Annotated in this window: 25 protein-coding genes; 22 read left to right on the top strand and 3 right to left on the bottom strand. The window is 55.8% G+C overall.

Features of this window, described 5'->3' with window-relative positions:
* Positions 1-53: 53 nt before the first annotated feature.
* Positions 54-863, top strand: a complete 810-nt coding sequence (locus H7U36_RS02120; RefSeq protein ID WP_205155647.1) for a FliH/SctL family protein — start codon at positions 54-56, stop codon at positions 861-863.
* On the opposite strand, the gene H7U36_RS02115 is transcribed toward H7U36_RS02120, so the two are convergent.
* The 3 genes from H7U36_RS02115 to H7U36_RS02105 all read right to left on the bottom strand — a co-directional run bounded on the left by H7U36_RS02115 (position 832) and on the right by H7U36_RS02105 (position 2,219).
* Positions 832-1,308, bottom strand: a complete 477-nt coding sequence (locus H7U36_RS02115; protein WP_033125670.1) for a GNAT family N-acetyltransferase — start codon at positions 1,306-1,308, stop codon at positions 832-834. The genes H7U36_RS02120 and H7U36_RS02115 overlap by 32 nt on opposite strands.
* Positions 1,305-1,634 carry a hypothetical protein gene (locus H7U36_RS02110; RefSeq protein ID WP_033125671.1) on the bottom strand — a complete coding sequence of 110 codons (330 nt, stop codon included), beginning with the start codon at positions 1,632-1,634 and terminating at the stop codon, positions 1,305-1,307. The genes H7U36_RS02115 and H7U36_RS02110 overlap by 4 nt, the downstream gene beginning before the upstream one ends.
* A gap of 240 nt (positions 1,635-1,874) precedes the next feature.
* Positions 1,875-2,219 carry a TIGR04076 family protein gene (locus H7U36_RS02105; protein WP_033125721.1) on the bottom strand — a complete coding sequence of 115 codons (345 nt, stop codon included), beginning with the start codon at positions 2,217-2,219 and terminating at the stop codon, positions 1,875-1,877.
* 145 nt (positions 2,220-2,364) lie between these two features.
* On the opposite strand from H7U36_RS02105, the gene H7U36_RS15575 reads away from it, so the two are divergent.
* The 21 genes from H7U36_RS15575 to H7U36_RS02005 all read left to right on the top strand — a co-directional run bounded on the left by H7U36_RS15575 (position 2,365) and on the right by H7U36_RS02005 (position 22,083).
* A complete protein-coding gene (locus H7U36_RS15575; protein ID WP_330637002.1) occupies positions 2,365-3,186 on the top strand; it encodes a Crp/Fnr family transcriptional regulator in 822 nt (273 codons plus the stop codon).
* A gap of 105 nt (positions 3,187-3,291) precedes the next feature.
* On the top strand, positions 3,292-4,218 hold the full coding sequence (locus H7U36_RS02095) for a DUF1848 domain-containing protein (protein WP_033125674.1): 927 nt from the start codon (positions 3,292-3,294) through the stop codon (positions 4,216-4,218).
* 23 nt (positions 4,219-4,241) lie between these two features.
* Positions 4,242-5,045, top strand: coding sequence for a protein-ADP-ribose hydrolase (locus tag H7U36_RS02090; protein ID WP_205155646.1), 804 nt, complete (start codon positions 4,242-4,244; stop codon positions 5,043-5,045).
* A 200-nt stretch (positions 5,046-5,245) separates the two neighbouring features.
* Complete coding sequence (locus H7U36_RS15570; protein WP_440284149.1) at positions 5,246-5,386, top strand: hypothetical protein; 141 nt, start codon at positions 5,246-5,248, stop codon at positions 5,384-5,386.
* 174 nt (positions 5,387-5,560) lie between these two features.
* Positions 5,561-8,224 (top strand): valine--tRNA ligase, encoded by a 2,664-nt coding sequence (locus tag H7U36_RS02085; RefSeq protein WP_205155645.1) that lies wholly within the window; start codon positions 5,561-5,563, stop codon positions 8,222-8,224.
* 72 nt (positions 8,225-8,296) lie between these two features.
* The gene (locus tag H7U36_RS02080; protein WP_205155727.1) at positions 8,297-10,510 is read left to right on the top strand and encodes an LTA synthase family protein; all 2,214 of its coding nucleotides are present in this window, start codon (positions 8,297-8,299) and stop codon (positions 10,508-10,510) included.
* A gap of 2 nt (positions 10,511-10,512) precedes the next feature.
* Entirely contained in the window at positions 10,513-11,874 is a 1,362-nt protein-coding gene (locus H7U36_RS02075; protein WP_205147747.1) for a bifunctional folylpolyglutamate synthase/dihydrofolate synthase, read from the top strand.
* Positions 11,868-12,011, top strand: coding sequence for a hypothetical protein (locus H7U36_RS02070; RefSeq protein ID WP_164488608.1), 144 nt, complete (start codon positions 11,868-11,870; stop codon positions 12,009-12,011). The genes H7U36_RS02075 and H7U36_RS02070 overlap by 7 nt, the downstream gene beginning before the upstream one ends.
* 44 nt (positions 12,012-12,055) lie before the next feature.
* A complete protein-coding gene (locus H7U36_RS02065; RefSeq protein ID WP_052084011.1) occupies positions 12,056-13,384 on the top strand; it encodes a tetratricopeptide repeat protein in 1,329 nt (442 codons plus the stop codon).
* A 107-nt stretch (positions 13,385-13,491) separates the two neighbouring features.
* Complete coding sequence (locus tag H7U36_RS02060; protein ID WP_033125678.1) at positions 13,492-13,803, top strand: STAS domain-containing protein; 312 nt, start codon at positions 13,492-13,494, stop codon at positions 13,801-13,803.
* Between the two features lies 1 nt (position 13,804).
* Complete coding sequence (gene spoIIAB, locus H7U36_RS02055) at positions 13,805-14,272, top strand: anti-sigma F factor (RefSeq protein ID WP_138302864.1); 468 nt, start codon at positions 13,805-13,807, stop codon at positions 14,270-14,272.
* Positions 14,251-14,964 (top strand): RNA polymerase sporulation sigma factor SigF, encoded by a 714-nt coding sequence (gene sigF, locus H7U36_RS02050; RefSeq protein ID WP_205155644.1) that lies wholly within the window; start codon positions 14,251-14,253, stop codon positions 14,962-14,964. The genes spoIIAB and sigF overlap by 22 nt, the downstream gene beginning before the upstream one ends.
* Before the next feature lie 79 nt (positions 14,965-15,043).
* Positions 15,044-15,244 carry a hypothetical protein gene (locus H7U36_RS02045; protein ID WP_033125681.1) on the top strand — a complete coding sequence of 67 codons (201 nt, stop codon included), beginning with the start codon at positions 15,044-15,046 and terminating at the stop codon, positions 15,242-15,244.
* On the top strand, positions 15,214-15,900 hold the full coding sequence (locus tag H7U36_RS02040) for a stage V sporulation protein AA (RefSeq protein WP_138302865.1): 687 nt from the start codon (positions 15,214-15,216) through the stop codon (positions 15,898-15,900). Before H7U36_RS02045 ends, H7U36_RS02040 begins: the two co-directional genes overlap by 31 nt.
* Positions 15,860-16,282 (top strand): stage V sporulation protein AB, encoded by a 423-nt coding sequence (locus H7U36_RS02035; RefSeq protein ID WP_205155643.1) that lies wholly within the window; start codon positions 15,860-15,862, stop codon positions 16,280-16,282. Before H7U36_RS02040 ends, H7U36_RS02035 begins: the two co-directional genes overlap by 41 nt.
* A gap of 85 nt (positions 16,283-16,367) precedes the next feature.
* The gene (locus H7U36_RS02030) at positions 16,368-16,841 is read left to right on the top strand and encodes a SpoVA/SpoVAEb family sporulation membrane protein (RefSeq protein ID WP_033125684.1); all 474 of its coding nucleotides are present in this window, start codon (positions 16,368-16,370) and stop codon (positions 16,839-16,841) included.
* A complete protein-coding gene (locus tag H7U36_RS02025; RefSeq protein WP_207750573.1) occupies positions 16,838-17,872 on the top strand; it encodes a stage V sporulation protein AD in 1,035 nt (344 codons plus the stop codon). The genes H7U36_RS02030 and H7U36_RS02025 overlap by 4 nt, the downstream gene beginning before the upstream one ends.
* Before the next feature lies 1 nt (position 17,873).
* Complete coding sequence (spoVAE, locus tag H7U36_RS02020; RefSeq protein WP_033125685.1) at positions 17,874-18,230, top strand: stage V sporulation protein AE; 357 nt, start codon at positions 17,874-17,876, stop codon at positions 18,228-18,230.
* 161 nt (positions 18,231-18,391) lie between these two features.
* Complete coding sequence (locus H7U36_RS02015) at positions 18,392-19,111, top strand: ABC transporter ATP-binding protein (RefSeq protein WP_081958013.1); 720 nt, start codon at positions 18,392-18,394, stop codon at positions 19,109-19,111.
* Positions 19,095-20,639 (top strand): COG1361 S-layer family protein, encoded by a 1,545-nt coding sequence (locus H7U36_RS02010; RefSeq protein ID WP_205155642.1) that lies wholly within the window; start codon positions 19,095-19,097, stop codon positions 20,637-20,639. The genes H7U36_RS02015 and H7U36_RS02010 overlap by 17 nt, the downstream gene beginning before the upstream one ends.
* Positions 20,608-22,083, top strand: coding sequence for an ABC transporter permease (locus tag H7U36_RS02005; RefSeq protein ID WP_205155641.1), 1,476 nt, complete (start codon positions 20,608-20,610; stop codon positions 22,081-22,083). Before H7U36_RS02010 ends, H7U36_RS02005 begins: the two co-directional genes overlap by 32 nt.
* The last annotated feature ends 20 nt before the right edge of the window (positions 22,084-22,103 follow it).

The following is a 22,103-nucleotide window of genomic DNA, read 5'->3' as shown; positions in this document are numbered from 1 at the left end:
GAGGTGTGACATCTTTATGTGCACGACGAAAAAAGTAAATATGATAAATGTGGATGACTCAGAATATCCCACCGCTGACCGGGAGTACAAGAAATGTGCTCTATCTTTCCATGAAAAACGACATTTCCTTCCTTGTCAGCGGCACCCTGAACTTATATGAGCATCAGAGCACCTACAATCCCAATATGCCCATGCGGGGCGTGCTGTACTTTGCAAGGCTGTACGGGAAGATCATTGCCCGGGACAACATCAATATCTACAGCTCCAGCCCCAAAAAGTTCCCCCTTCCCCAGCACATCGTGTTTTACAATGGGACGAGAGACCAGCCGGACCGGACAGTCCTGCGGCTCTCCGACCTTTTTGAGAGGTGTGGGGAGGGACAGTCCCCGGCGCTGGAATGTACTACAGTGATGCTGAACATCAACTACGGCCACAACCGGGCTCTTGTGGAGAAGTGCCGGCGGCTGGAGGAGTACGCGATCTTTGTGGACAGGGTGCGGAGGAACCTGGAGACAGCAGGGCCTCTGGAGGAGGCGCTCATGCAGACTATTGACGACTGCATCCAGGACGGAATTCTGAGGGACATCCTGATCCAGCAGAAGGCGGAGGTGATGCAGATGATACTGGAGACATTTGACAAGGAAAGCTATGAAAAGGCTGTAAAGAGCGAGGCCTACGAGGACGGCTACCAGGCCGGAATGGATGAGGGCTACCAGGCCGGGAAAGAGTCTGTGCTGAAGGAACAGGTAAAGAAAAAGCTGTCCAGGGGAAAGACAGCACAGGAAATCGCGGAGGATTTAGAGGAGAGCCTTGAGACGGTGGAAGAGCTGATCACTCAGCTTTCCGACAAGGCTTCTCCATAGTGTAGTTCGTCAGCTGAATACCGCAGCGCTCCACGGTCTGTTCTTTTATAACGCGGTATCCTCTTTTTTCAAAAAAAGGCTTTGCGGTGATGGAAGCGTGGGTTGTAAACCGGGCACAGAGAAGCTCCGGGGAGAGGTAGGACTCCAGGCGGTCGCAGATGGCAGTGGCTATGCCCTGGCGCTGAAAATCCTTATGCACATAGAGGCGGTCCAGGTAGCCGGCGTTGTCCATATCGCCAAATCCGGTGATGATACCGGCTTCCTCCGCAATAATAGTGTGGTGGGCCAGGAGCGTGGCCTGCCACCTTTCCATATCCAGCTCCTGTGGAGCCCACGCATCCAGCTGCTTGGGGGTGTAATCCCGGGCGCAGACCGCGTGGACCGTATCATGGAACAGGCGGATGACGGCGGCAAGGTCGTTAGAGGTATATGCTCTGTAAATCATAGGTCTTTTCTCAGAACCTCCTTTGGCGGCTCGATCTCATTGGCCAGCGTGTGCTCGGTGAGCTCAGACAGGAGACGGAGCTTTTTGTTCAGCATGGGCCTCATGCAGTTGGGGACATGCTCCTGGTGTGCCCTGTGTATGGCCACGCATTCCTTGCAGTTGCCGTGATAGCGGCACGCCTTTTTGCAGGGGCAGTGATCCTTATCTTTGTATTCCTCTCTGAACTGAGCGGCAAATTCTTCCTGGAGCTTCAGGCCTTCGGCCCGATTTCCCCTGTGAAACTCTCTCATTGCTTCCAGCTCTTTTGGATTGTTTTCTATGATCATAGGTTCCTCCTGAAATAATGGGGCTTATTTGCGGCTGCTGTTATCTTACAGGGGACAGTGTATCACTGCCCCCTGGGAATGTCCACATTTTTCAGGAAATTACTGAAGGGAATTCACTACAGGTCGATCCTGTAGTACTGGGAAAGTCTTCCCTTTTCCTATCTGTCACACTCACAGACCAGCCTGCCGCCCTGCCTGCGTTTCCTGGCCGGTCATAGGGGTACCTCCCGTTCTACCTATCTACCTGACGGGCGTGTAGTCAATCTCTGACTCTTCCTCAGTGGCCTCCAGCTTGAAGATGACAGGACGCAGTCCGTCATTGCAGGAGACAATGGCGACGCCCGGTTTTCTGATCCAGTCTCCGTAGTAGAAGAGATCCTTCCCGGCACCGTGGGCCAGGGCGAATACATACTGGTAGATGGCCTTCCAGGCCTCATCGCACATGCCATCAGGCTTTGCGTAGTCCGCATAGAAGACCTGGCCTGCCTTCAGCATGGGACAGGGGGTCAGTCCCTCAATGCCGTACTCATCGGCCAGCTCCTTGTCAAGAGTGGTTTTCAGAACAGTGATCTTTACGCGTTTCATCATCAAATATTACCTCCGTTTTTATGCTTTTTTGATGGCCTCTGCCGCGGCGCTAGGAGCGGACAGGATCAGACCTTGCAGGCGGACGCCGGAATGTATTATTATGAAATTATCTTAAAACGCAGTCCGGAAAGGGGGAGCTGCCATGCAGACGCCCAGATATATTTTTGCAGATGATTTTTCTGCATTTGAAACCTTTTTTAAGTCTGTTCCGGGGAGACGGTGTTCCTTTAAAAAGGGAGACAGTCTGTGGGCACCGGGACAGCCCTTCTCGCCGGTCTATTACATCCTGTCCGGGCTGGCCCTGACCTGCATCCACCACGAGGAGGGGCACAGGAAGATCCTCTCCTTTCACGGAAAAGGAACCGTTTTCCCGGTCTATCACAGCAATCGGTTTAAAATAGAAAAATCCATTGTCACCCAGGCCCTGGAGGATGTGGAAGCGCTGGAATTTTCCCCGTCCCAGTTCCGCCGCATGATGGAAGAAAGGTTTCCTCTCACAGAGACGGTCATTGACTGGTATGCATCCTACGTCAATCTGCTCCTCTATGAGACGGCGCACCAGGAATACAACAGCGCCTTCATAAAGCTATGCAACCTGCTCTATCTCCTGGCAGAGAGAGGAGATGGAGGCGGGCCCAGTGATTTATCTGAGCCAGGAGGAGTTGGCGGATATCCTTGCTGCCAACCGGGTCAATCTTTCCAGAAATCTCTCTCGTCTCCGGCAGGAGGGCATTATTGCCACAGGACGGAAGCAGATCCGCATCCTCCGGCCGGACCTGCTGGCAGCCCACTGCTCCAGCGAGACGCTGTGACAGCGGAACACAGCCGTCCGGCTCCCGCTGTTCCGGATATTACATTATTATTGCACATGATTATCATACACGAGATCAGAAGGATTGTCTGTAGTCCAGGCTACAGAGAGTACTCTGATTTTTCTGTCATTCAAAAACGGGATGTGCTATAATTGATGATGTATGATGCGGGGCAAAAATCCATGCATTTTTGGTGGTATGCAGACGGCATGTGACGATGCGGCTACGTGCGGACCCCGCAGTGCCAGGGAGGACTTATGATCATCAGCGCAAGCAGGAGGACCGACATTCCTGCCCTGTATCCGGAGTGGTTCATGAACCGGCTGCTGGCAGAGGAAGTCCTGGTCCCCAATCCCTACAACAGAAAAAAGGTGAGCCGTATCCGCCTTACGCCTGAGGTGGTGGACTGCTTTGTGTTCTGGACGAAAAATCCGGAGCCAATGCTGCCCTATCTGAGGATGATCGACAGGCTGGATTACCGGTATTATTTTCAGATGACGATCACGGACTATGAGAAGGACATTGAGCCCCATCTGCCGTCCACGGAGGAGTCCATTGCCACCTTTATCCTTCTGAGCCAGCGGCTGGGGAAAAACAGGGTGGATTTCCGCTTTGATCCCATCCTCCTGACGGAGAAATATACCATTGACTACCACCTGGAGAAATTCGACATGATGTGCGAGTGGCTGCATCCCTATACGACCCGTTGCATTTTCAGCTTTGTGGACTCCTACAGAGGAAGCCCTTTCCGTGAGCTGGAGGATGAAGAGAAGATCACGCTGGCGGAGGGGCTTGCAAAGATTGCCGACCGATACGGCCTGCCCCTGTACACCTGTGCGGAGAAGATCGATCTGGAGAAGTACGGCATCCGCCATGCTGCCTGTATTGACAAAGAAAAGATAAGGGAGATCATCGGATACAAGCTGGATCTGAAGAAGGACAGGGGACAGAGGAAGGAGTGCGGCTGCTGCGAGAGCATAGATATCGGCATGTACGACACCTGTGTCCACGGATGCCACTACTGCTACGCCACGGCCAGCCTTGCCAGCGCAAAGAGCAGGAGGGATGAGCACGATCCAAAGTCCCCCATTCTGATCGGGCATCTGCAGGGGGATGAGACGATCACAGACAGGGAAGTGGAGTCCAGCAGGGACATTCAGCTGTCGCTGTTTGATTTTATGTGAAAATGATTTTTTGGAGGAAGGCCATGAACCGTTCTGAGAAAGTATCCTGGCTGATCCGGGAGCTGAAAAAAGAAAATCCAGGCTATGAGGTCATCCGGGAGCCGGTGAACGAGACAGAGAAGAGAAGGCTTCTGCGAAGCCTTATGAACGTGCGGTGGCCCGGTGGAGTGAGCCCTGAGTTCCTGCGGGTGCAGGATGAGCTGCTTCAGGAGGAGCTGGAGGAGAAGGGGATCACAGATGGAGGGGCGCTGCCGGTGATCCGGGAGCAGTATCCCTGCACGGCTGTAAAGAACGATGACTGCATCGTGCTCTGGAGAGGAGACATTACCACTCTGGCTGTGGACGCTGTAGTCAACGCGGCCAACTCTCAGATGCTGGGATGCTTTGTGCCATGCCACGGCTGTATCGACAATGCCATCCACTCGGCGGCGGGCGTCCAGCTCCGGAACGAGTGCGCGGAGCTGATGGAGGCCCAGGGTCATGAAGAGCCTGTGGGAAGGGCAAAAATCACAGGAGGCTACAATCTGCCTGCCAGGCATGTGATCCACACGGTAGGGCCTGTGGTGGGCGTGGAGGTGACGGAGAAGCAGAAGGCGGAGCTGGCATCCTGCTACAGGAGCTGCCTGAAGCTGGCGGAGAAGAGCGGCCTCAAATCGGTGGCCTTCTGCTGCATCTCCACAGGGGAGTTCCATTTTCCAGGTAAGCTGGCAGCCCGGATCGCTGTGGAGGCGATCGACCGATATTTGTCCGGCTCCAGGCTTGAGCGAGTGATAATTGATGTGTTTAAGGAGGAGGATCTGCATATTTATCAGAAGATTTTCCGGTAATTGTGTGAAAAAACAGGTTACTTATCCCCCGGATTGAAATAAGTTATCCACATCTGTGGTGGATAAGTGGGCCATCCCAGTTCTTAAGAGTTTATGAAAATTCAGTGAATTCCTTGACAAAACTACACTGTCTGGCTATGATTATGAATAGTTTATGAAAAAGGCGGAGAAGAAGAGGAGTACGCAGGTGTTACCGCTCCATGAAAGAGAGGGCTGCTCGTGGGCTGAGAGGCGGCCTGGAGAAGGGACTGCGGAAGGTAGCTTTGGAGCCGGATGGCCGAATGGCGGGCAGATACAGGCAGCAGGTAAGTCATCCCGGAGTCGTTCACGTTACAGAATAAGAGAAGATGTATGGAGGAGTTTCTTCCATATTAAATAAAGGTGGTACCGCGGACAGATAGAATTCGCCCTTTACGTTTCAGTGAGGGGTGATTTTTTATTCAATAATAACCCTTCACCGCATCAGTTACATGAGCTGCGCAGCAGCCGGAAGAATGATTATGAGGAGGAAGAACATGAGTCAGAACCTGGAGAAGACCTACAATCCAAAAGAGATCGAACCAAAGCTATACGACAAGTGGTGCGAGAAAAAATATTTCCACGCGGAAGTGGACAGGAGCAGAAAGCCTTTTACAACGGTGATGCCGCCACCGAACATTACCGGAAAGCTGCACATGGGCCACGCCCTTGACAACACCCTGCAGGATATCCTGATCCGCTATAAGAGGATGCAGGGCTACAACGCCCTCTGGATCCCGGGAACAGATCACGCTGCTATCTCCACGGAGGTGAAGGTGACCAACCAGCTGAAAGAGGAAGGCATTGACAAGAAGGAGCTGGGACGGGAGAAGTTCCTGGAGCGCACCTGGCAGTGGAAGGAAGAATATGCGGGAACCATCGAGGCACAGCTCAAGAAGCTGGGCGTCTCCTGCGACTGGGACAGAGAGCGGTTCACCATGGACGAGGGCTGTTCCAAGGCAGTGGAGGAGGTTTTCATCAGCCTGTATGAGAAAGGTTATATCTATAAAGGCTCCAGGATCATCAACTGGTGCCCGGTGTGCAAGACATCCCTCTCCGACGCGGAGGTAGAGCACGAGGAGCAGGAGGGACATTTCTGGCACATCAAGTATCCCATCGTGGGAACTGACGATTACCTGGAGATTGCGACCACACGTCCGGAGACCATGCTGGGAGACACAGCCATCGCGGTACATCCGGATGACGAGCGCTACAAAGACCTTGTGGGCAAAAAATGTCTGCTCCCCCTGACTGACAGGGAAATCCCCATTGTGGCGGACTACTATGTGGATAAGGAGTTCGGAACCGGAGCGGTGAAGATTACGCCGGCCCACGACCCCAACGACTTTGAGGTCGGAAAGCGCCACAATCTGCCTGAGATCAATATCATGAACGACGACGCCACCATCAATGAGCAGTATGGTGGAAAATACGCAGGCATGGACCGCTACGAGGCCAGAAAGGCCATGGTGAAGGATCTGGAGGAGCAGGGATACCTTGTGAAGGTAGAGCCCCATTCCCACAACGTGGGAACCCATGACCGCTGCCACACCACAGTGGAGCCTCTCATCAAGCAGCAGTGGTTTGTGAAGATGGACGAGCTGGCAAAGCCGGCCATCGAGGCGGTCAAGAACGGCGACCTGAAGTTTGTGCCGGAGCGGTTTGACAAGATCTATCTGCACTGGCTGGAAAATATCCGCGACTGGTGCATTTCCCGTCAGATCTGGTGGGGACACCGGATTCCGGCCTACTACTGCGACGAGTGCGGCGAGGTAGTGGTGTCAAGAGGCATGCCTGAAAAATGCCCGAAGTGCGGCTGCACCCATTTCACACAGGATGAGGACACGCTGGATACCTGGTTCAGCTCCGCCCTGTGGCCCTTCTCCACTCTGGGATGGCCCGAGAAGACCGAGGATCTGGACTACTTCTATCCGACAGACGTGCTCGTGACAGGCTACGATATTATTTTCTTCTGGGTGATCCGTATGGTATTTTCCGGGTATGCCCATACTGGAAAGTGCCCCTTCCACACTGTGTTTATCCACGGTCTTGTGCGGGACTCCCAGGGACGCAAGATGAGCAAGTCCTTAGGAAACGGTATTGACCCGCTGGAGATCATTGACCAGTACGGAGCCGACGCCCTGAGAATGACTCTTGTGACGGGAAATGCCCCCGGAAACGACATGCGCTTCTACAATGAGAGAGTGGAGGCAAGCCGGAACTTTGCAAATAAGGTGTGGAACGCTTCCAGGTTCATCCTCATGAACATGGAGGGCAAGGAGATCACAGAGCCGGATCTCCTTAAGCTGCTTCCCGCTGACCGCTGGATCCTTTCCAAGTGCAATAAGCTGATCCGGGAAGTGACGGAGAACATGGATAAATTCGAGCTGGGCATTGCCCTCCAGAAGGTGTACGACTTTATCTGGGATGAGTTCTGCGACTGGTACATTGAATTTGTAAAACAGAGAATGTACAATGCCAAGGAAGAGCCTGAGTCCGCGGGCATGGCTCTCTGGACTCTGAGAGAAGTGCTGAAGAACGCGCTGAAGCTGCTCCATCCCTTCATGCCCTTTGTGACAGAGGAGATCTACAGCAAGCTCATTCCCCAGGAGGAGTCTCTGATGATGTCCGACTGGCCGCAGTATAAAGAGGAGTGGGAGTTCCCCCAGGCGGAGAACGTGGTAGAGCACTTAAAGCTCCTGGCCAGCGGTGTGAGAAACATCCGGGCGGAGATGAACGTGCCTGCCGGCAGAAAGATCAAGATCTACGTGGTGAGCCAGGATCAGGAGCTGCTGACCGGCTTCCAGATGCTGAAGGACGCTGTGCAAAGGCTCACAAACGCATCGGAATTTATTGCGCAGCAGGACAAGTCGGGCATTGCGGAGGATGCCATCTCTGTGGTGGTTCCGGATGCGACTGCCTACCTGCCGCTTGAAGATATGATCGACTTTGACCAGGAGATTGAGCGCCTCACAAAAGAGGAGGCCCGCCTGACAAAGGAGATCGCCCGCTCTAACGGTATGCTGGGCAACGAGAAGTTTGTCAGCAAGGCGCCGGCTGCCAAAGTGCAGGAAGAAAGAGAAAAGCTGGAAAAATATGAGCAGATGATGGCTCAGGTAAAAGACCGTCTCGCCTCTCTGAAAGAGAAGATATCCAGGTAAGCGGCATCCGGGCGGCAATGCCGGGAGATTGCAGGGAGCAGATGAACCACAGGGAAAAGGAAAGGGATGACAATGAAAAAAATTCACTTGAAAAAGCCGGATATCAGAGGCACCCTTTATAAAATCAGACATTTGAAAAAAGAAGATATCAAGGCGTGGCACCGCGCGAGAAAGGAGCGCCGGGAGAGGATCCTGGAGGCCCGGCGCAACGGGCCCTTTGCCCGGAAAATGAAGCCGGTCTACGCGTTCATGAACCGCTTTTCGCTGGTGTTCCATGCCCTGCTGGCGTGTCTGATCAATTTTGTCATAGAAGCGATCTCCAGGCACTCTGCCTTTGAGGCCTGGGACTATATGGTGGGATCGCCCCTCGTATTTCTATACAATGCCTTTATGATCTTTATGACCTTCACGGTCGTGTACCTGGTGAGGAGGCGGGTCTTTGCCCGCATTGTCATCAGCGTGCTCTGGCTGGTGCTGGGTGTGGCCAACGGCTATATGCTGATGGTCCGGGTGACGCCCTTCAATGCCCAGGATCTGAAGGCCGCGGGAGAGGGACTGGCTCTGATCAACAACTATTTTGAACCAATGGAGCTGGTACTGGTGATCGTGGGCCTTGCGGCTGTCATCGTGTGGAGCGTGTCCATGTGGAGGCGGGGCGGCCAGTTTGAGGGAAAGATGCACCGCGTCCTGGCGTTCATTGGCGTGGTGGTGTGCTTCGGAGCCTACACGTTCATTTCCCAGGTGGCTCTGGACAAGAGGGTGGTGTCCAATTATTTTGGAAACATTGCCTTCGCCTATGAGGACTACGGACTCCCCTACTGCTTTATGGCCAGCCTTTTCAACACAGGCATTGACGAGCCCAACGGCTACAGCCGGGAGACCATGGAGGCCATCAGCAATAACGGGGAGATCACAAAGAACGAGACTGGCCGGTCCCAGGAGGATCTGCCGAACGTGATCTTCATTCAGCTGGAGTCCTACTTTGACGTGGCCGAGGCGGAGTTCTTTACCACCTCCGAGGATGCCACTCCCAATCTCCACGCCATGGCTCAGAAGTATTCATCCGGCTATTTCAAGGTGCCCTCTGTGGGTGCCGGGACGGCCAACACAGAGTTCGAGGTGCTTACGGGCATGAACATGCGGTACTTCGGACCGGGTGAGTATCCCTACAAGACGATTGTAAAGTTCCAGCCCACGGAGAGCGCGGCTACCGCCTTTTCCGCTCTGGGCTACGGGACTCACGCTCTCCACAACAACGGAGGCAATTTCTACAGCCGGGCCAGAGTGTACAATATGATGGGCTTTGACACCTTCACCAGCAAGGAGTTCATGAACATCCTCCAGACCACGGAAAACGGATGGGCCAAGGACGAGGTGCTCATCGACAACATCCTGGAAGCCATGGATACCACGGAGCAGGAGGACTTTGTGTTCGGAGTCAGTGTCCAGGGACATGGAGATTACCCGGAGGAGCAGGTCATCGAGAACCCGAAGATCAAGGTGGAGGGCATCGAGGACGAGGCCCTCAAGAACAAATGGGAGTACTATGTGAACCAGGTCTACGAGATGGACAAGTTTGCCGGGGATCTGGTGGCTGCCATCGAGAAGAGGGGAGAGCCCACAGTCATCGTGTTTTACGGGGATCATCTCCCCACTATGGGGCTGGAGGCGGAGGATCTAAAGAGCCGCTACCTCTACAATACAAACTATGTGATCTGGGACAATATCGGTCTTGCCAAGGAGGACAGGAATATTCCCTCCTATCAGATCATGGCGGATGTGATGGAGCGTCTGGACATCCATTCCGGAACAGTCTTCAACTATCATCAGGAGCGCCGCCAGACAAAGAATTATCTGGCTGACCTGGAGCTTCTCCAGTACGACATCATGTACGGAGAGCAGTATGTGTATGACGGAAATCCGCCCATCACCGAGGGCCACATGCAGATGGGCGTGAAGGATGTGGAGATCACGGATCTGGTTCCCAAGCTGGAGGAGGGCTACAGCCTCTACGGCGAGAACTTTACAAAGAACAGCAGGGTCTATGTGAATGGGGAGCGGCAGAAGAGCACCTTCCTGAACAACACAAGGATCGAGCTGCCCGAGACCACGCTGGAGAACGGCGATGTGGTGACAGTCAGCCAGGTGGGATCCAGCAACACCATTTTCCGCACCTCCTGCGAGTATGTCTACCAGGACGGCACCCTGACCAAGGTGCCCGGAACGGGAAGCGCGGACCAGGAGGGCGTATCCTGGCTTGCGGCAAACGGAGAAGAGGAAGAGTAGATATGACCTATCAGGATGCTGTCAGGTATATAGAAGAGATACCGAAATTTACAGAGAAACATTCCCTGGCCTACATCCGGGATTTCCTGGAAAGGCTGGGAAGCCCGGGCCTGGATAAAAAGGTCATCCATGTGGCGGGGACCAACGGAAAGGGCTCTGTCTGCGCCTACATGCGGGCCGTGCTCCTGGAGATGGGGCGGCGGACAGGCTTTTTCACCTCCCCCCATCTGATCGCCCTGAACGAGCGGATCGTGATCGGACGGGAACAGATAGATAACGAAAAATTCCTTGCCGTGTTTGAGCAGGTGAAAGCGACAGTGGATGGGATGGCGGCGGACGGCGTCTCCCATCCTTCTTATTTTGAGTTTCTTTTCGGGATGGCCATGGTGGCCTTTGAAAGGGCGGATGTGGAGTATATCATCCTGGAGACGGGCATGGGCGGCAGGCTGGACGCCACCAACGCGGTGGAGCGCCCGGCTGTCACTGTGATCACCTCCATCAGCCTGGATCACACAGCGTACCTGGGGGATACCGTGGAGCAGATCGCCGCGGAGAAGGCGGGAATTATCAAGGAGGGAGTGCCTGTCATTTTCGACGGGACGGATCCCAGGGCCGCCGCGGTCATAGGGGAGCGGGCACAGGCCCTGCACGCACCGTGTAGAAAGCTTGGGAAAAATGCGTTCGAAATCCGGGAAATTACAAGGAAACATATTGCATTTTCAAGGGCCAGTGCGTATGATAAAGATGAACTCTGGACGATACGGGGCTGCGGGACCTATCAGATGATGAACGTGTCCCTGGCTCTGGCAGCGCTGGAGACAGTGCTTCCGGAGGAATATATCGATTATGAGAGATGGAAAGAGGCGGTGGCCTCCGTTGTCTGGAAGGGACGGATGGAGGAGGTACGGCCCGGGATCTTCCTGGACGGAGCCCACAATCCGGGGGCTGTGGAGGCTTTTGCGGACACCCTGGAGGCCCTGGGCGAGAGGGAGCCGGTGATCCTGTTTTCCGCCGTGTCGGACAAGGAGTATGAGAAGATGGCATCCATCCTGTGTGACAGGGTGAAGGCCAGCCTGTATATTGTTACAGAAATCAGCGACGGCAGAAGAGTTCCCGCCGGGGAGCTGAAAGAGGTGTTCACGCGCTACACGGACAGGCCGGTGCTTGTCTGCCCTGAGCCGGCAGCGGCTCTTGGAACGGCTGTCAGCCGCAGGGAGGGCCGCAGCCTGTACTGCATCGGTTCTCTGTATCTGATCGGAGAGCTGCGCAGGCTCATCACAGAGGGAACTGCCTGTATATCAGAGGAGGCAGCCCGCACATCAGAAGGGCCGTCTGCACATAGAGGAGGTACAGATTTATGCTGAACTATGAAGAAGAACTGAAAAAATTCCAGCCAAGCGTGGAAGTGGAAGATATAGAGGACGCAGTATATCAGGAGGATCTGACAGATATGAGCGATATCCTGCGGGAGATGATCGAGCAGACAAACAACAGTAAGTAGAACAGACAAAGGAAGTCAGAAATAAGAAAGAATACGGGGATTATATGGAGTATACACAGAAACTGGTGTACCAGTCCAATTACTGGTACAATGACGGACTTAAGAGGGCCAGGATCAGGGATATGTCCGGGGCGGTCACATCCCTGAAGAAGAGCCTTCAGTACAACAGGGAAAACATTGCGGCGAGAAACCTTCTGGGGCTTGTCTATTATGGACGGGGAGAAGTCGGGGAGGCGCTTGTGGAGTGGATCCTCAGCAAGAATTTCCAGTCCCATGAGAACATCGCCAATTACTATATAAAGAAGCTGCAGGAAAATCCGACAGAGCTTGAGAAAGTAAACCAGGCTATCCGAAAATTCAACCAGAGCCTCTCCTACTGCTACCAGGACGGTGAGGATCTGGCCATCATACAGCTGAAGAAGGTGGTGGCAGACCACCCCTCCTTTCTGAAGGCCTATCAGCTCTTATCCCTGCTCTATCTCCACACCCAGCAGTACGGGAAAGCCAGGCACACGCTGAAGGAGGCCCACAGGCTGGACACCACCAACGATATCACCCTGCGCTACATGCACGAGCTGAACGAGCTGCGCAGGAACCGGGCCGTGCGCCAGGCGGAGAAGGAGGGGAAAAAGGAAAAGCCCCAGACTGTCACATACAACATCGGCAACGAGACCATCATCCAGCCTGCCTCAACGGGAGCCAAGGAAAATGCGGGTATCATGACGATCGTGAACATTGTCATCGGACTGGTGGTGGGAGTGGCTGTCATGTGGTTTCTCATCATGCCCGCCGTGAACAGCTCCACGGCGAAGAGGACCAACCACCAGGTGAAGGAGTTCAGCGACCAGATCGCAGAGCAGGACGCCCAGATCAGCGCGCTGCAGACAGAGCTGGAGCAGTACCGGGCCAACAGCGAAGCCACCCAGACGGCCCAGCAGACGGCGGCCTCCACCCAGGAGAGCTATGAGATCGTCCTGAATATGTACGATCACTACCGGTCGGAGGACATGAGCGACGCCGCCATGGTCACAGAGCTTCTGAAGGTCAACCCGGACTCGCTGGGCACGGTCGGAAGGGAGCAGTTCGACTCCATGACAGAGGACATTTACGGCCGGTACTGTGAGACCCTCTACTACACGGCCCAGCAGAACTATGAGGTGGCCAACTACGCGGACGCCATCACAAACCTGAACACAGTCATGCAGATGAACGCAGGCTATGACGACGGTCAGGCCATGTGGCTTTTGGCCCAGGCATACTCTGCCTCCGGGGACACAGAGAATGCGAACACATGGACAGAGCGGGTACAGACCGAGTATCCCAATATTGATACATCCGGAGACGACAGCTCCGGGGATGAGTCCTCCCAGTAGAGGGCTTATGACAGAGAAAAAGCGGAATAAAAAGACACGAAAGAGAAGGATATACGAAAAGGTATATCCTTCTTTTTTGTAAAAAGAAAAGGATGGAGGAATGACAATTGAAGTATCAGGTACAGGAGAACTGTCTCACTATTTTTCTGCCGGAGGATGTGGATCACCACAACGCGGAGGAGATCAAGAGGGAGGCGGACAGGCTCATTGACAGGGAGCACATCCGCTATATCATTTTTGACTTTGCGGACACCGGCTTTATGGACAGCTCCGGCATAGGAGTCATCATGGGGCGCTATAAGAAGGTGTACATGATGGGCGGCGAGGTGTGGGCTGTCCACACCAATGAGAGGATGAAAAAGATCCTCACCATGTCCGGCGTTATGAAAATCATGCAGATCTATGAGGAGGATAAATAAGATGGAGCGTATAGGGGATATTACAAATGAGATGGAGCTTTCTTTTGACAGTCACTCGTCCAACGAGGCCTTTGCCAGAGTGACGGTGGCGGCCTTTATGACCCAGTTAAACCCTACGGTGGAGGAGGTGTCGGACGTGAAGACAGCGGTGTCGGAGGCGGTCACCAACGCCATCATACACGGCTATGAGAACACCCTCCACAAGGTACATATCCGGGCCTGGATCCAGGGGAAGAGCCTGTTCCTGGAGGTGTCCGACGAGGGTGTGGGAATACCGGATGTGAAAAAAGCCATGGAGCCCCTCTTTACCACCAAGCCGGAGATGGAGCGGTCCGGCATGGGCTTTTCCTTTATGGAGGCATTCATGGACGAGCTGGAAGTGGAGTCGGAGCCGGGCAGAGGGACCACGGTGAAAATGAGAAAGGAGATCGGAAGAGGAAGGGAGCTATGGACCACACAATCGCTTTGATACAGAAGTCTCACGAAGGGGATGAAGAGGCGAAGGCACAGATTGTGGAGGAAAACACAGGACTTATATGGTGCATTGTAAAGCGTTTCCGTGGACGGGGAGCGGAGGTGGAGGATCTGTTCCAGATCGGAAGTATCGGCCTTCTGAAGGCCATCGACAAGTTCGACCTGTCCTACGATGTGAAATTTTCCACCTACGCGGTGCCCATGATCTCCGGGGAGATCAAGCGGTTTCTGAGGGATGACGGCATGATCAAGGTGAGCCGCTCCCTGAAGGAGACCGCCGGCAGGGCCAATGCGTGCAGGGAGAAGCTGCGGGAGAGGACCGGGAGGGAGCCGACAGTGGAGGAGGTGGCCCGGGAGGCCGGGGTGGAGACCGAAGAGCTGGTGCTGGCCATGGAGGCCGGGGCGGAGGTGGAGTCTCTCCACAAGACCATCTACCAGAAGGATGGGAGGGAGATCCAGCTTCTGGACAAGCTGGAGGAGAGGGAGGCAAGGGAGGAGAGGCTTCTGGACCACATGCTCCTCTCTCAGCTTCTTGAACAGCTTGAGCCTCAGGAGAGAAGGCTTATCTACCTGCGCTATATTGCGGACAAGACCCAGACGGAGGTGGGGAAGCTGATGGGGATCTCCCAGGTCCAGGTCTCACGGATGGAGAAAAAAATACTGGAGAGGATGAGAGAAAAAATTTAAAAAAGGCATACCCTGACGTATATTTTCCTTTGGGCTTATCCATACTATTTCCAGAAACGGCAGTGAAGGAGGAGTGGATATGGAGAAAGCCAGGAAAAAGATAAGGGTATGCCTTCTCTGTGTAGTGGCTCTGGCCGTTATCCTGGGTGTGGTCTGGTATTTCCAGGAGATGAAGAAAAATACAAGTGTGACAGAAGGAACCCTGGTGGAGCGGCAGGAGGCCATGCCGGGGGCAGGTGGAGAGCAGCTATGGCGGACAGGACAGATACAGTCTATTTAAAGGCAGACGGCAATGTGGAAGTGGATAAGACGGCTGTGACTGTGGGGGATGTATTTCAGATAGAGTGCGCCGGCGCCCTCCAGAAGGCGAAGATAAAGACCATACGCCTGTTCCGGTTCCGGGATGGGGAGAGACCGGCCGGGAACAAGAAGATTATGAGAAAAGCCGTCTCTGCCCTGAAGGCGATTGAGGCCATACATGGGGAATTCCCAAAGGCCGATGTGGTATGCCTTGGAAGTCCGGATGTGATCGTCACCTACAGGGAACCCGGGTCGGGAGGAAAGCTGCTGCACGCGGTAAAGACAGCCGGAGTGGCTGCGCTGACATTTGCGGGGGCGGCCTTCTCCATCATGGCCTTCAACAATGATGTGGATGTGACAAGGCTTTTCGGCCAGGTCTACGAGTTGATGACAGGGACGAAGGAGCAGGGCTTTACCATTTTGGAGCTGAGCTACAGCCTCGGGCTTGTGGCAGGCATACTGGTTTTCTTCAATCACTTTGGAAAAAAGCGCTTCTCCGAGGATCCCACGCCCATCGAGGTGCAGATGCGCACCTACGAGGGAGAGATACAGAACGCGCTCATCGAGACTTACTCCAGAAAGGGGAAGGAGCTGGATGTGGATACAGCAGATCGTCCTGGGAATTCTGGGACTTAGCGCCGGGATCACCGTGGCGGGGGGACTGTTTTCCTTTATCATAGAGCTTGGCATCCTGGCCGACTTTGCGGACAGGACCCACACGGGGGACAACATTCTCCTCTACGAGGACGCGGCGGCCCTGGGAGGGGCGCTGGGCAATCTGTTTTTCGTCTACCAGATCCCGCTGCCCGGGGGAGCCCCCCTGCTGACGGTCTTCGGACTGCTGGCGGGGATTTTTACCGGGTGCTGGGCCATGGCCCTGGCGGAGGTGCTGAATGTATTCCCGGTTTTCATCCGCAGGATCAATCTGACAAAGTGCGTGTCATTGGCAATCCTGGGCATGGCCCTGGGAAAGGGAGTGGGAGCGTTGCTCTTCTTCTGGAACCAGTGGGGAGGATAGGCCTTTTTGTGCCGGGGAGTGGCAAAGGACAGCGGCGGGAGGCAGCGGCAGGGAGGCAGCAGCAGGAAAAGACAGGCAGGAGGAGATGGATATGGCAAACAGGACAGAAACGGAAGCGCAGGCGTACAGGGACTATGTGAAAAAGAAGACTCCCGTGCACTGCCTGCCTCTGAATATGGCAAAGGCTTTCTTCACAGGGGGTGTGATCTGCACCCTGGGGGAATTCATTTTAAATTACGGTGAAAGGCTGGGGCTGGACAAGGATGTGAGCGGAGGCTGGTGCTGCGTCCTCTTGATCTTTTTGAGCGTGCTCCTGACAGGCCTTAACCTGTACGGAAGGATCGCCAAGTGGGGCGGCGCGGGAGCCCTTGTTCCCATCACAGGATTTGCCAACTCCGTGGCGGCTCCCGCCATTGAGTACAAGAAGGAGGGGCAGGTCATGGGGATTGGCTGCAAGATCTTTACCATCGCCGGTCCTGTGATCCTTTACGGGATCTTTACCAGCTCTCTTCTGGGGCTGGCCTGGTGGATTGCGGAAGAAATGGGGGTGATCCAATGATCCAGCGGACAAAGGGAGCTCAGAGTCTCGCCTTTGCCGAGGCGCCCTGCATCATAAGCAGCGCTTCGGTGGTGGGGAAGAAGGAGAGCGAGGGGCCCCTGGGGGAGCTCTTTGACATGGCCGGGGAGGATGACCTCTTTGGGGAAAGGACATGGGAGGAGGCGGAGAGCCGCATCCAGAAGGAGGCCTGTGTGCTGGCTTTGGGGAAGGCCCATCTGACCCCGGACAGGGTGCGCTGCCTGTACGGCGGGGATCTTCTCCGCCAGGGGATCGCCACCTCCATGGGGGCGGAGGAGCTCCAGATCCCTCTGTTCGGCCTCTTTGGCGCCTGCTCTACCTCCGGGGAGGCGCTGGCGCTGGCGGCCATGAGTGCAGCGGCAGGGTACGGGGAGTACATGCTGGCAGTCACCTCCAGCCACTTCGGGACGGCGGAAAAGGAGTTCCGCTTTCCTTTGAGCTACGCCAGCCAGCGGCCTCTGTCGGCCCAGTGGACAGTGACAGGAAGCGCCGCCTTCCTGGTGGGAGGCAGGCCCGGCCCGGTTCGGATCGCCGGCGTGACGGTGGGGAAGATCGTGGATTTCGGTCTCAAGGACTCCCAGAATATGGGAGCCTGCATGGCCCCCGCGGCGGCGGACACCATTGCCTGCAATCTGGAGGATTTCGGGCGGGAGGCGCAGGAGTACGACCGGATCATCACCGGAGACCTGGGGTATGTGGGCCAGAGCATCCTTCTGGATCTGATGCGGGAGAAGGGCATCGACATCAGCGGACTCCATCTGGACTGCGGCAAGCTCATCTTTGACCAGCAGTCCCAGGATACCCATGCGGGAGGAAGCGGCTGCGGATGCGCGGCAGTGACCCTCTCTGCCTACATCCTGCCCAAAATCATATCCGGGGAGTGGAGGCGGGTCCTCTTTGTACCCACAGGGGCTCTCATGTCCACAGTCAGCTACAACGAGGGGGCCAGCGTCCCGGGAATCGCCCACGGTATTGTGCTGGAGCAGTGCCCGGACTGGAAGGAGGATGAATAGGATGGAGTATATCAACGCGTTCTGGGTGGGCGGCGCCATCTGCGCCCTTGTCCAGATCCTGCTGGACCGGACAAAGCTCATGCCGGGGAGGGTCATGGTCCTTCTCGTGTGCACCGGGGCGGTGCTGGGCTTTCTGGGCATCTATCAGCCCTTTGTGGAGTTCGCCGGAGGCGGCGCATCAGTCCCGCTGCTTGGATTTGGAAACACTCTCTGGAACGGAGTGAAGGAGGCGGTGGAAAAGGAGGGCTTTATCGGTATTTTCCTGGGTGGCTTCAAGGCCAGCGCCGCCGGAATTTCGGCTGCCCTCATTTTCGGGTATCTGGCCTCCCTCGTGTTTGAGCCCAAGATGAAAAAGTAATGGAAAATGCGGTTCGCTTATCTTCATAAAATCTTAAATAAATTGCAAGCAAAGCCTTAGGATTTATGTGATACCCTCACCTTGTCGTGCACTCATTCCTGACCGGGATATGGGAGGCGGACACAGAAGAATAAAACAGAAGGATAAAAGGAGGGTTGAACGTGCAGAGCGTGATCAGAGTCAGAAATCTGTATAAGCTGTACCACCTGGGAGAGGAGACGGTGAGGGCCCTGGATGGCGTGGATTTTGAGATCCAGAAGGGTGAGTTCTGCGCCATCGTAGGAACATCCGGATCCGGGAAATCCACACTCCTGAATATGCTGGCGGGGCTTGAGAAGCCTACCAAGGGGGAGGTGGTCATCAGCGGGTGCCACCTGGAGAGGATGAACGAAGAGCAGCTTGTCAGCTTCCGCAGGCGCCGCGTGGGCTTTATCTTTCAGGCCTACCAGCTCATCGCGTCCATGGACGCGGAGGAAAATGTGGCGCTCCCCTTAAGCTTCCGGGGGATGAAGAAAAGAGAGAGAACGTTGAGGGCCCGGCGGATGCTGGATAGGGTCATGCTGGGGAAGTACAGAAAGCACTTTCCCAATCAGATGTCGGGAGGCCAGCAGCAGAGGGTAGGCGTGGCCCGGGCTCTTGTGTCTGACCCGGAGATCATCTTCGCGGACGAGCCCACGGGCAATCTGGACTCCCGCACATCCAGGGAGATCATGTCCCTGATGCAGAAGGTGGTAAGGGAGCAGGGATGCACCCTGGTGATGGTGACCCACGACCCCCAGCTCGCGTCCTGGGCAGACAGGATCATCAAAGTCATTGACGGGAAGATCGTGAGTATTGAAGTAAAGAAAAAGGAGAGTACAGAAGATGAAGAAATGGTTTAAGAGGATCACAGCAGGAGCTGTGGCGGCAGTTGTGTTTGGAATGGCGCTGATGCCCCAGGGAGAGGCCAGGGCGGCATCCGCCAGGATACAGGTATCTGTTCCGGAGAACAAAGTCACTACATACAGGCAGGGAGAGACGAAGAGCTTTGTCCTGGAGCTGAAGAACAGCGGAACGGAGGAGCTGAAGAATGTAAAGGCAGTCCCGAGGCTGGAGGGAGAGGAAGGACAGTGGCCCTTTGCGACAGAATACCAGAGCTATGAGGCGGAGAAGGAAAGCATGGCGCCCGGGGAGACGTGGCAGGCGTCCTTCGGGTTTACGGCCAGACCGGACGCCGCTCCGGGACGGTACAGGGTGGTTTTTGACGTGTCCGCTGTGGGAGACGGACAGGAGGACATCGGGGGCAGCAGCTCCTTCTATGTAAATGTGGCCGCACAGGAGAGCGGAAAGACGCCGGACAGCTCCCAGTCTCAGGGAAGCGCCGGGGAGAGCTGGCAGGGATCCGGAGGGGAACAGGACGGATCCGGGGGATGGATGCCGGCGGCCGCAGTGGCGCAGGCTGATGACGGGTCCATGCCGGCCCTGGCGGGAGGCTTTGAGAACGGTCCTGTGACAGGCGGCGGACAGTCTGCGTCAGGCACAGTGCCCAGGGTGATCGTCACCGGATTTGACACAGACCCGGGAGAGGTGAAGGCGGGAACGGATTTCAAGCTGACGATCCACCTGAAGAACACGTCTAAATCCTCCAGGGTGAGCAACATTCTCTTTGAGCTTGCAGCCCCCACGGAGGGGAGGGACGAGCAGACAACAGCCCCCGCCTTTCTGCCGGCATCAGGCGCCAGCTCTCTCTATCTGGACCAGATTGGGGCAGGAGGCACCGCGGATATTTCCATACAGCTGAACGCCAAGGCGGACCTGGTGCAGAAGCCCTACAGCATCAATCTTGCCATGAAATATGAGGATCAGAACGCGTCTCAGATCGAGGCCCAGTCCAGCATCTCCATCCCGGTCAGGCAGGAGGCAAGGTTCGAGTTCAGTGATTTTGAGGTGACGCCGGCTGTCATCAGTCCCGGCGAAGAGTCTAACGTGTCCTGCAGCCTCTACAATCTGGGGAGAGTAAAGCTCTACAATGTAAAGGCTGTGTTTGAGGGAAAGGGCATCAAGAAGGAAGAGCTCTTTGTGGGCAGTGTGGAGCCGGGGGCGAGCGCTGCTATAGACGCCATGCTGGAGGGCGAGAAGGAGACCAAGGGACCGGAGAAGGTGAAGATGACCCTGACCTATGAGGATGAGGCGGGAAAGGTCTCTAAGGCGGAGAAGGAGCTGCAGCTGGAGGTGGCGGCGGCTGTGGAGACTGTAGATTGGAGCCAGACAGATATGGAAGCGGCCCGCCCGTTTCCCGTTCTGCCCGCGGCGGCAGCGGTGCTGACGGTCGCGGCTGGGACAGCGGCAGCGCTGATGTGGAGAAGAAAGAAAAGGGCAGCGGAAGAGGAGGTGCAGTATGAGCTGGATGGACCTTCTGAGGATGAGTAGCAGCAGTCTGCTGAAGAGAAAGCTGCGAACCTTCCTGACTGTGCTGGGAGTCATCATCGGCACCACCTCCATTGTGGTCATGTTCTCTCTCGGGCTGGGGATGCAGAGAGCCATGTACAGGCAGATCGAGGAGACAGGGGGGCTAAACACCATCACCGTCACCGGAAGGGAGGCGGGAGAGAGAGCTCCTGCCAGCTCCGGCGGAAAGACAGGGCAGGAGCAGAAGCAGGTGACAGATCAGCTCGTAACCCAGCTGGCCGGAATGGGGCACGTGCAGAGCGTGCAGCCTGTCTACACTGTGTCGGCTGTCCTCCTGAAAGGCGGCTATGAGGCGATGGTCCAGCTCACCGGCATGACGCCGGAGGGACTGGAGGGCAGGAACATAAAGCTGGCCCCCGGCGGGCGTCTTCCGCAGACTGGGGCGGGAAAGCTGGAGCTTGTCTATGGGAACGGCGTCCTCACCTCATTTACGGACAGCAGGGGCGGCAGCTTCTACGATGGATCCGGGGGACAGCCGGATATCGATCTGGCCCGTGATACCCTGTTTCTTGTGCTGGACGAGAGCGGCTACAGCCGGAGCCGGGAAGGTGGTATGTCCCCGGCCGGCCTCCCCGGAGAGAACGGAGGAGGCGAGGGAGCCCAGGTGTCGGTTCAGGGGAGCAGCTCCGGACAGAGCGGCGCCGGCGCGGACAGTGGCGGAGGAGCGGGCAGGCCAGTGCGCAAGTACGCGGTGCAGGCCAGTGGCGTGGTAGAGGGCAGCCTGGAGGATTACGGCGAGCATTTCTCCAGCGTATACTGTGATCTGGACACGCTGAAGCAAATGCTGAAAAAGGAATTCGCGGGCCGCCCTCTGCCGGGGCAGCCGGTCACAAAGTCGGGAAAGCCCTACAGGGAATTCTGCTACACCCAGGCCCTTGTGCGGGTGGACGACATCCACCAGGCGGACAGCGTGGCGGCCGCCATCCGGCAGATGGGATACAACGCAGAGACGAACGCCGAGTTCATGAAGAGCATGAAAAGCCAGCTGGCCATCATCCAGGCGGTGCTGGGAGGCATTGGCGCAGTGTCTCTCCTGGTGGCGGCCATCGGTATCGCCAACACTATGATGATGTCGATTTACGAGAGGACAAAGGAGATCGGCGTCATCAAGGTGTTGGGCTGCAGCCTGAAAAATATCCGCCAGATGTTTCTTCTGGAGGCGGCCTTCATCGGACTGATGGGAGGCGCGGCGGGATGTGTGCTGAGCTTTGCTGTGTCCGCTGTCATCAACGCCCTGACGGCGGCAAAGAACGTCATGGGGGCGGACGGAGGGATTTCCTTCATTCCCCCCTGGCTGGTTCTAGCGGCAGTGGGATTTTCCATGCTGGTGGGGATGGGAGCAGGCTATGCCCCGGCCCTGCGGGCTATGAAGCTGAGCCCGCTGGCGGCCATACAGAACGGGTGAGATAAAAAAGACAAAAAGAA

This window comes from Faecalicatena fissicatena (genome assembly GCF_016900595.1).
Classification (GTDB): Bacteria; Bacillota; Clostridia; order Lachnospirales; family Lachnospiraceae; genus Claveliimonas; species Claveliimonas intestinigallinarum.
Note: the sequence above shows the minus strand (reverse complement) of the source record. Positions and strands in the feature narration are given on the sequence as shown.

Coding starts and splice junctions, on each gene's coding strand:
- H7U36_RS02120 (WP_205155647.1), top strand. CDS start 54: ATGACTCAGAATATCCCACCGCTGACCGGGAGTACAAGAAATGTGCTC.
- H7U36_RS02115 (WP_033125670.1), bottom strand. CDS start 1,308: ATGATTTACAGAGCATATACCTCTAACGACCTTGCCGCCGTCATCCGC.
- H7U36_RS02110 (WP_033125671.1), bottom strand. CDS start 1,634: ATGATCATAGAAAACAATCCAAAAGAGCTGGAAGCAATGAGAGAGTTT.
- H7U36_RS02105 (WP_033125721.1), bottom strand. CDS start 2,219: ATGAAACGCGTAAAGATCACTGTTCTGAAAACCACTCTTGACAAGGAG.
- H7U36_RS15575 (WP_330637002.1), top strand. CDS start 2,365: ATGCAGACGCCCAGATATATTTTTGCAGATGATTTTTCTGCATTTGAA.
- H7U36_RS02095 (WP_033125674.1), top strand. CDS start 3,292: ATGATCATCAGCGCAAGCAGGAGGACCGACATTCCTGCCCTGTATCCG.
- H7U36_RS02090 (WP_205155646.1), top strand. CDS start 4,242: ATGAACCGTTCTGAGAAAGTATCCTGGCTGATCCGGGAGCTGAAAAAA.
- H7U36_RS15570 (WP_440284149.1), top strand. CDS start 5,246: ATGAAAGAGAGGGCTGCTCGTGGGCTGAGAGGCGGCCTGGAGAAGGGA.
- H7U36_RS02085 (WP_205155645.1), top strand. CDS start 5,561: ATGAGTCAGAACCTGGAGAAGACCTACAATCCAAAAGAGATCGAACCA.
- H7U36_RS02080 (WP_205155727.1), top strand. CDS start 8,297: ATGAAAAAAATTCACTTGAAAAAGCCGGATATCAGAGGCACCCTTTAT.
- H7U36_RS02075 (WP_205147747.1), top strand. CDS start 10,513: ATGACCTATCAGGATGCTGTCAGGTATATAGAAGAGATACCGAAATTT.
- H7U36_RS02070 (WP_164488608.1), top strand. CDS start 11,868: ATGCTGAACTATGAAGAAGAACTGAAAAAATTCCAGCCAAGCGTGGAA.
- H7U36_RS02065 (WP_052084011.1), top strand. CDS start 12,056: ATGGAGTATACACAGAAACTGGTGTACCAGTCCAATTACTGGTACAAT.
- spoIIAB (WP_138302864.1), top strand. CDS start 13,805: ATGGAGCGTATAGGGGATATTACAAATGAGATGGAGCTTTCTTTTGAC.
- sigF (WP_205155644.1), top strand. CDS start 14,251: ATGGACCACACAATCGCTTTGATACAGAAGTCTCACGAAGGGGATGAA.
- H7U36_RS02045 (WP_033125681.1), top strand. CDS start 15,044: ATGGAGAAAGCCAGGAAAAAGATAAGGGTATGCCTTCTCTGTGTAGTG.
- H7U36_RS02040 (WP_138302865.1), top strand. CDS start 15,214: ATGGCGGACAGGACAGATACAGTCTATTTAAAGGCAGACGGCAATGTG.
- H7U36_RS02035 (WP_205155643.1), top strand. CDS start 15,860: ATGTGGATACAGCAGATCGTCCTGGGAATTCTGGGACTTAGCGCCGGG.
- H7U36_RS02030 (WP_033125684.1), top strand. CDS start 16,368: ATGGATATGGCAAACAGGACAGAAACGGAAGCGCAGGCGTACAGGGAC.
- H7U36_RS02025 (WP_207750573.1), top strand. CDS start 16,838: ATGATCCAGCGGACAAAGGGAGCTCAGAGTCTCGCCTTTGCCGAGGCG.
- spoVAE (WP_033125685.1), top strand. CDS start 17,874: ATGGAGTATATCAACGCGTTCTGGGTGGGCGGCGCCATCTGCGCCCTT.
- H7U36_RS02010 (WP_205155642.1), top strand. CDS start 19,095: ATGAAGAAATGGTTTAAGAGGATCACAGCAGGAGCTGTGGCGGCAGTT.
- H7U36_RS02005 (WP_205155641.1), top strand. CDS start 20,608: ATGAGCTGGATGGACCTTCTGAGGATGAGTAGCAGCAGTCTGCTGAAG.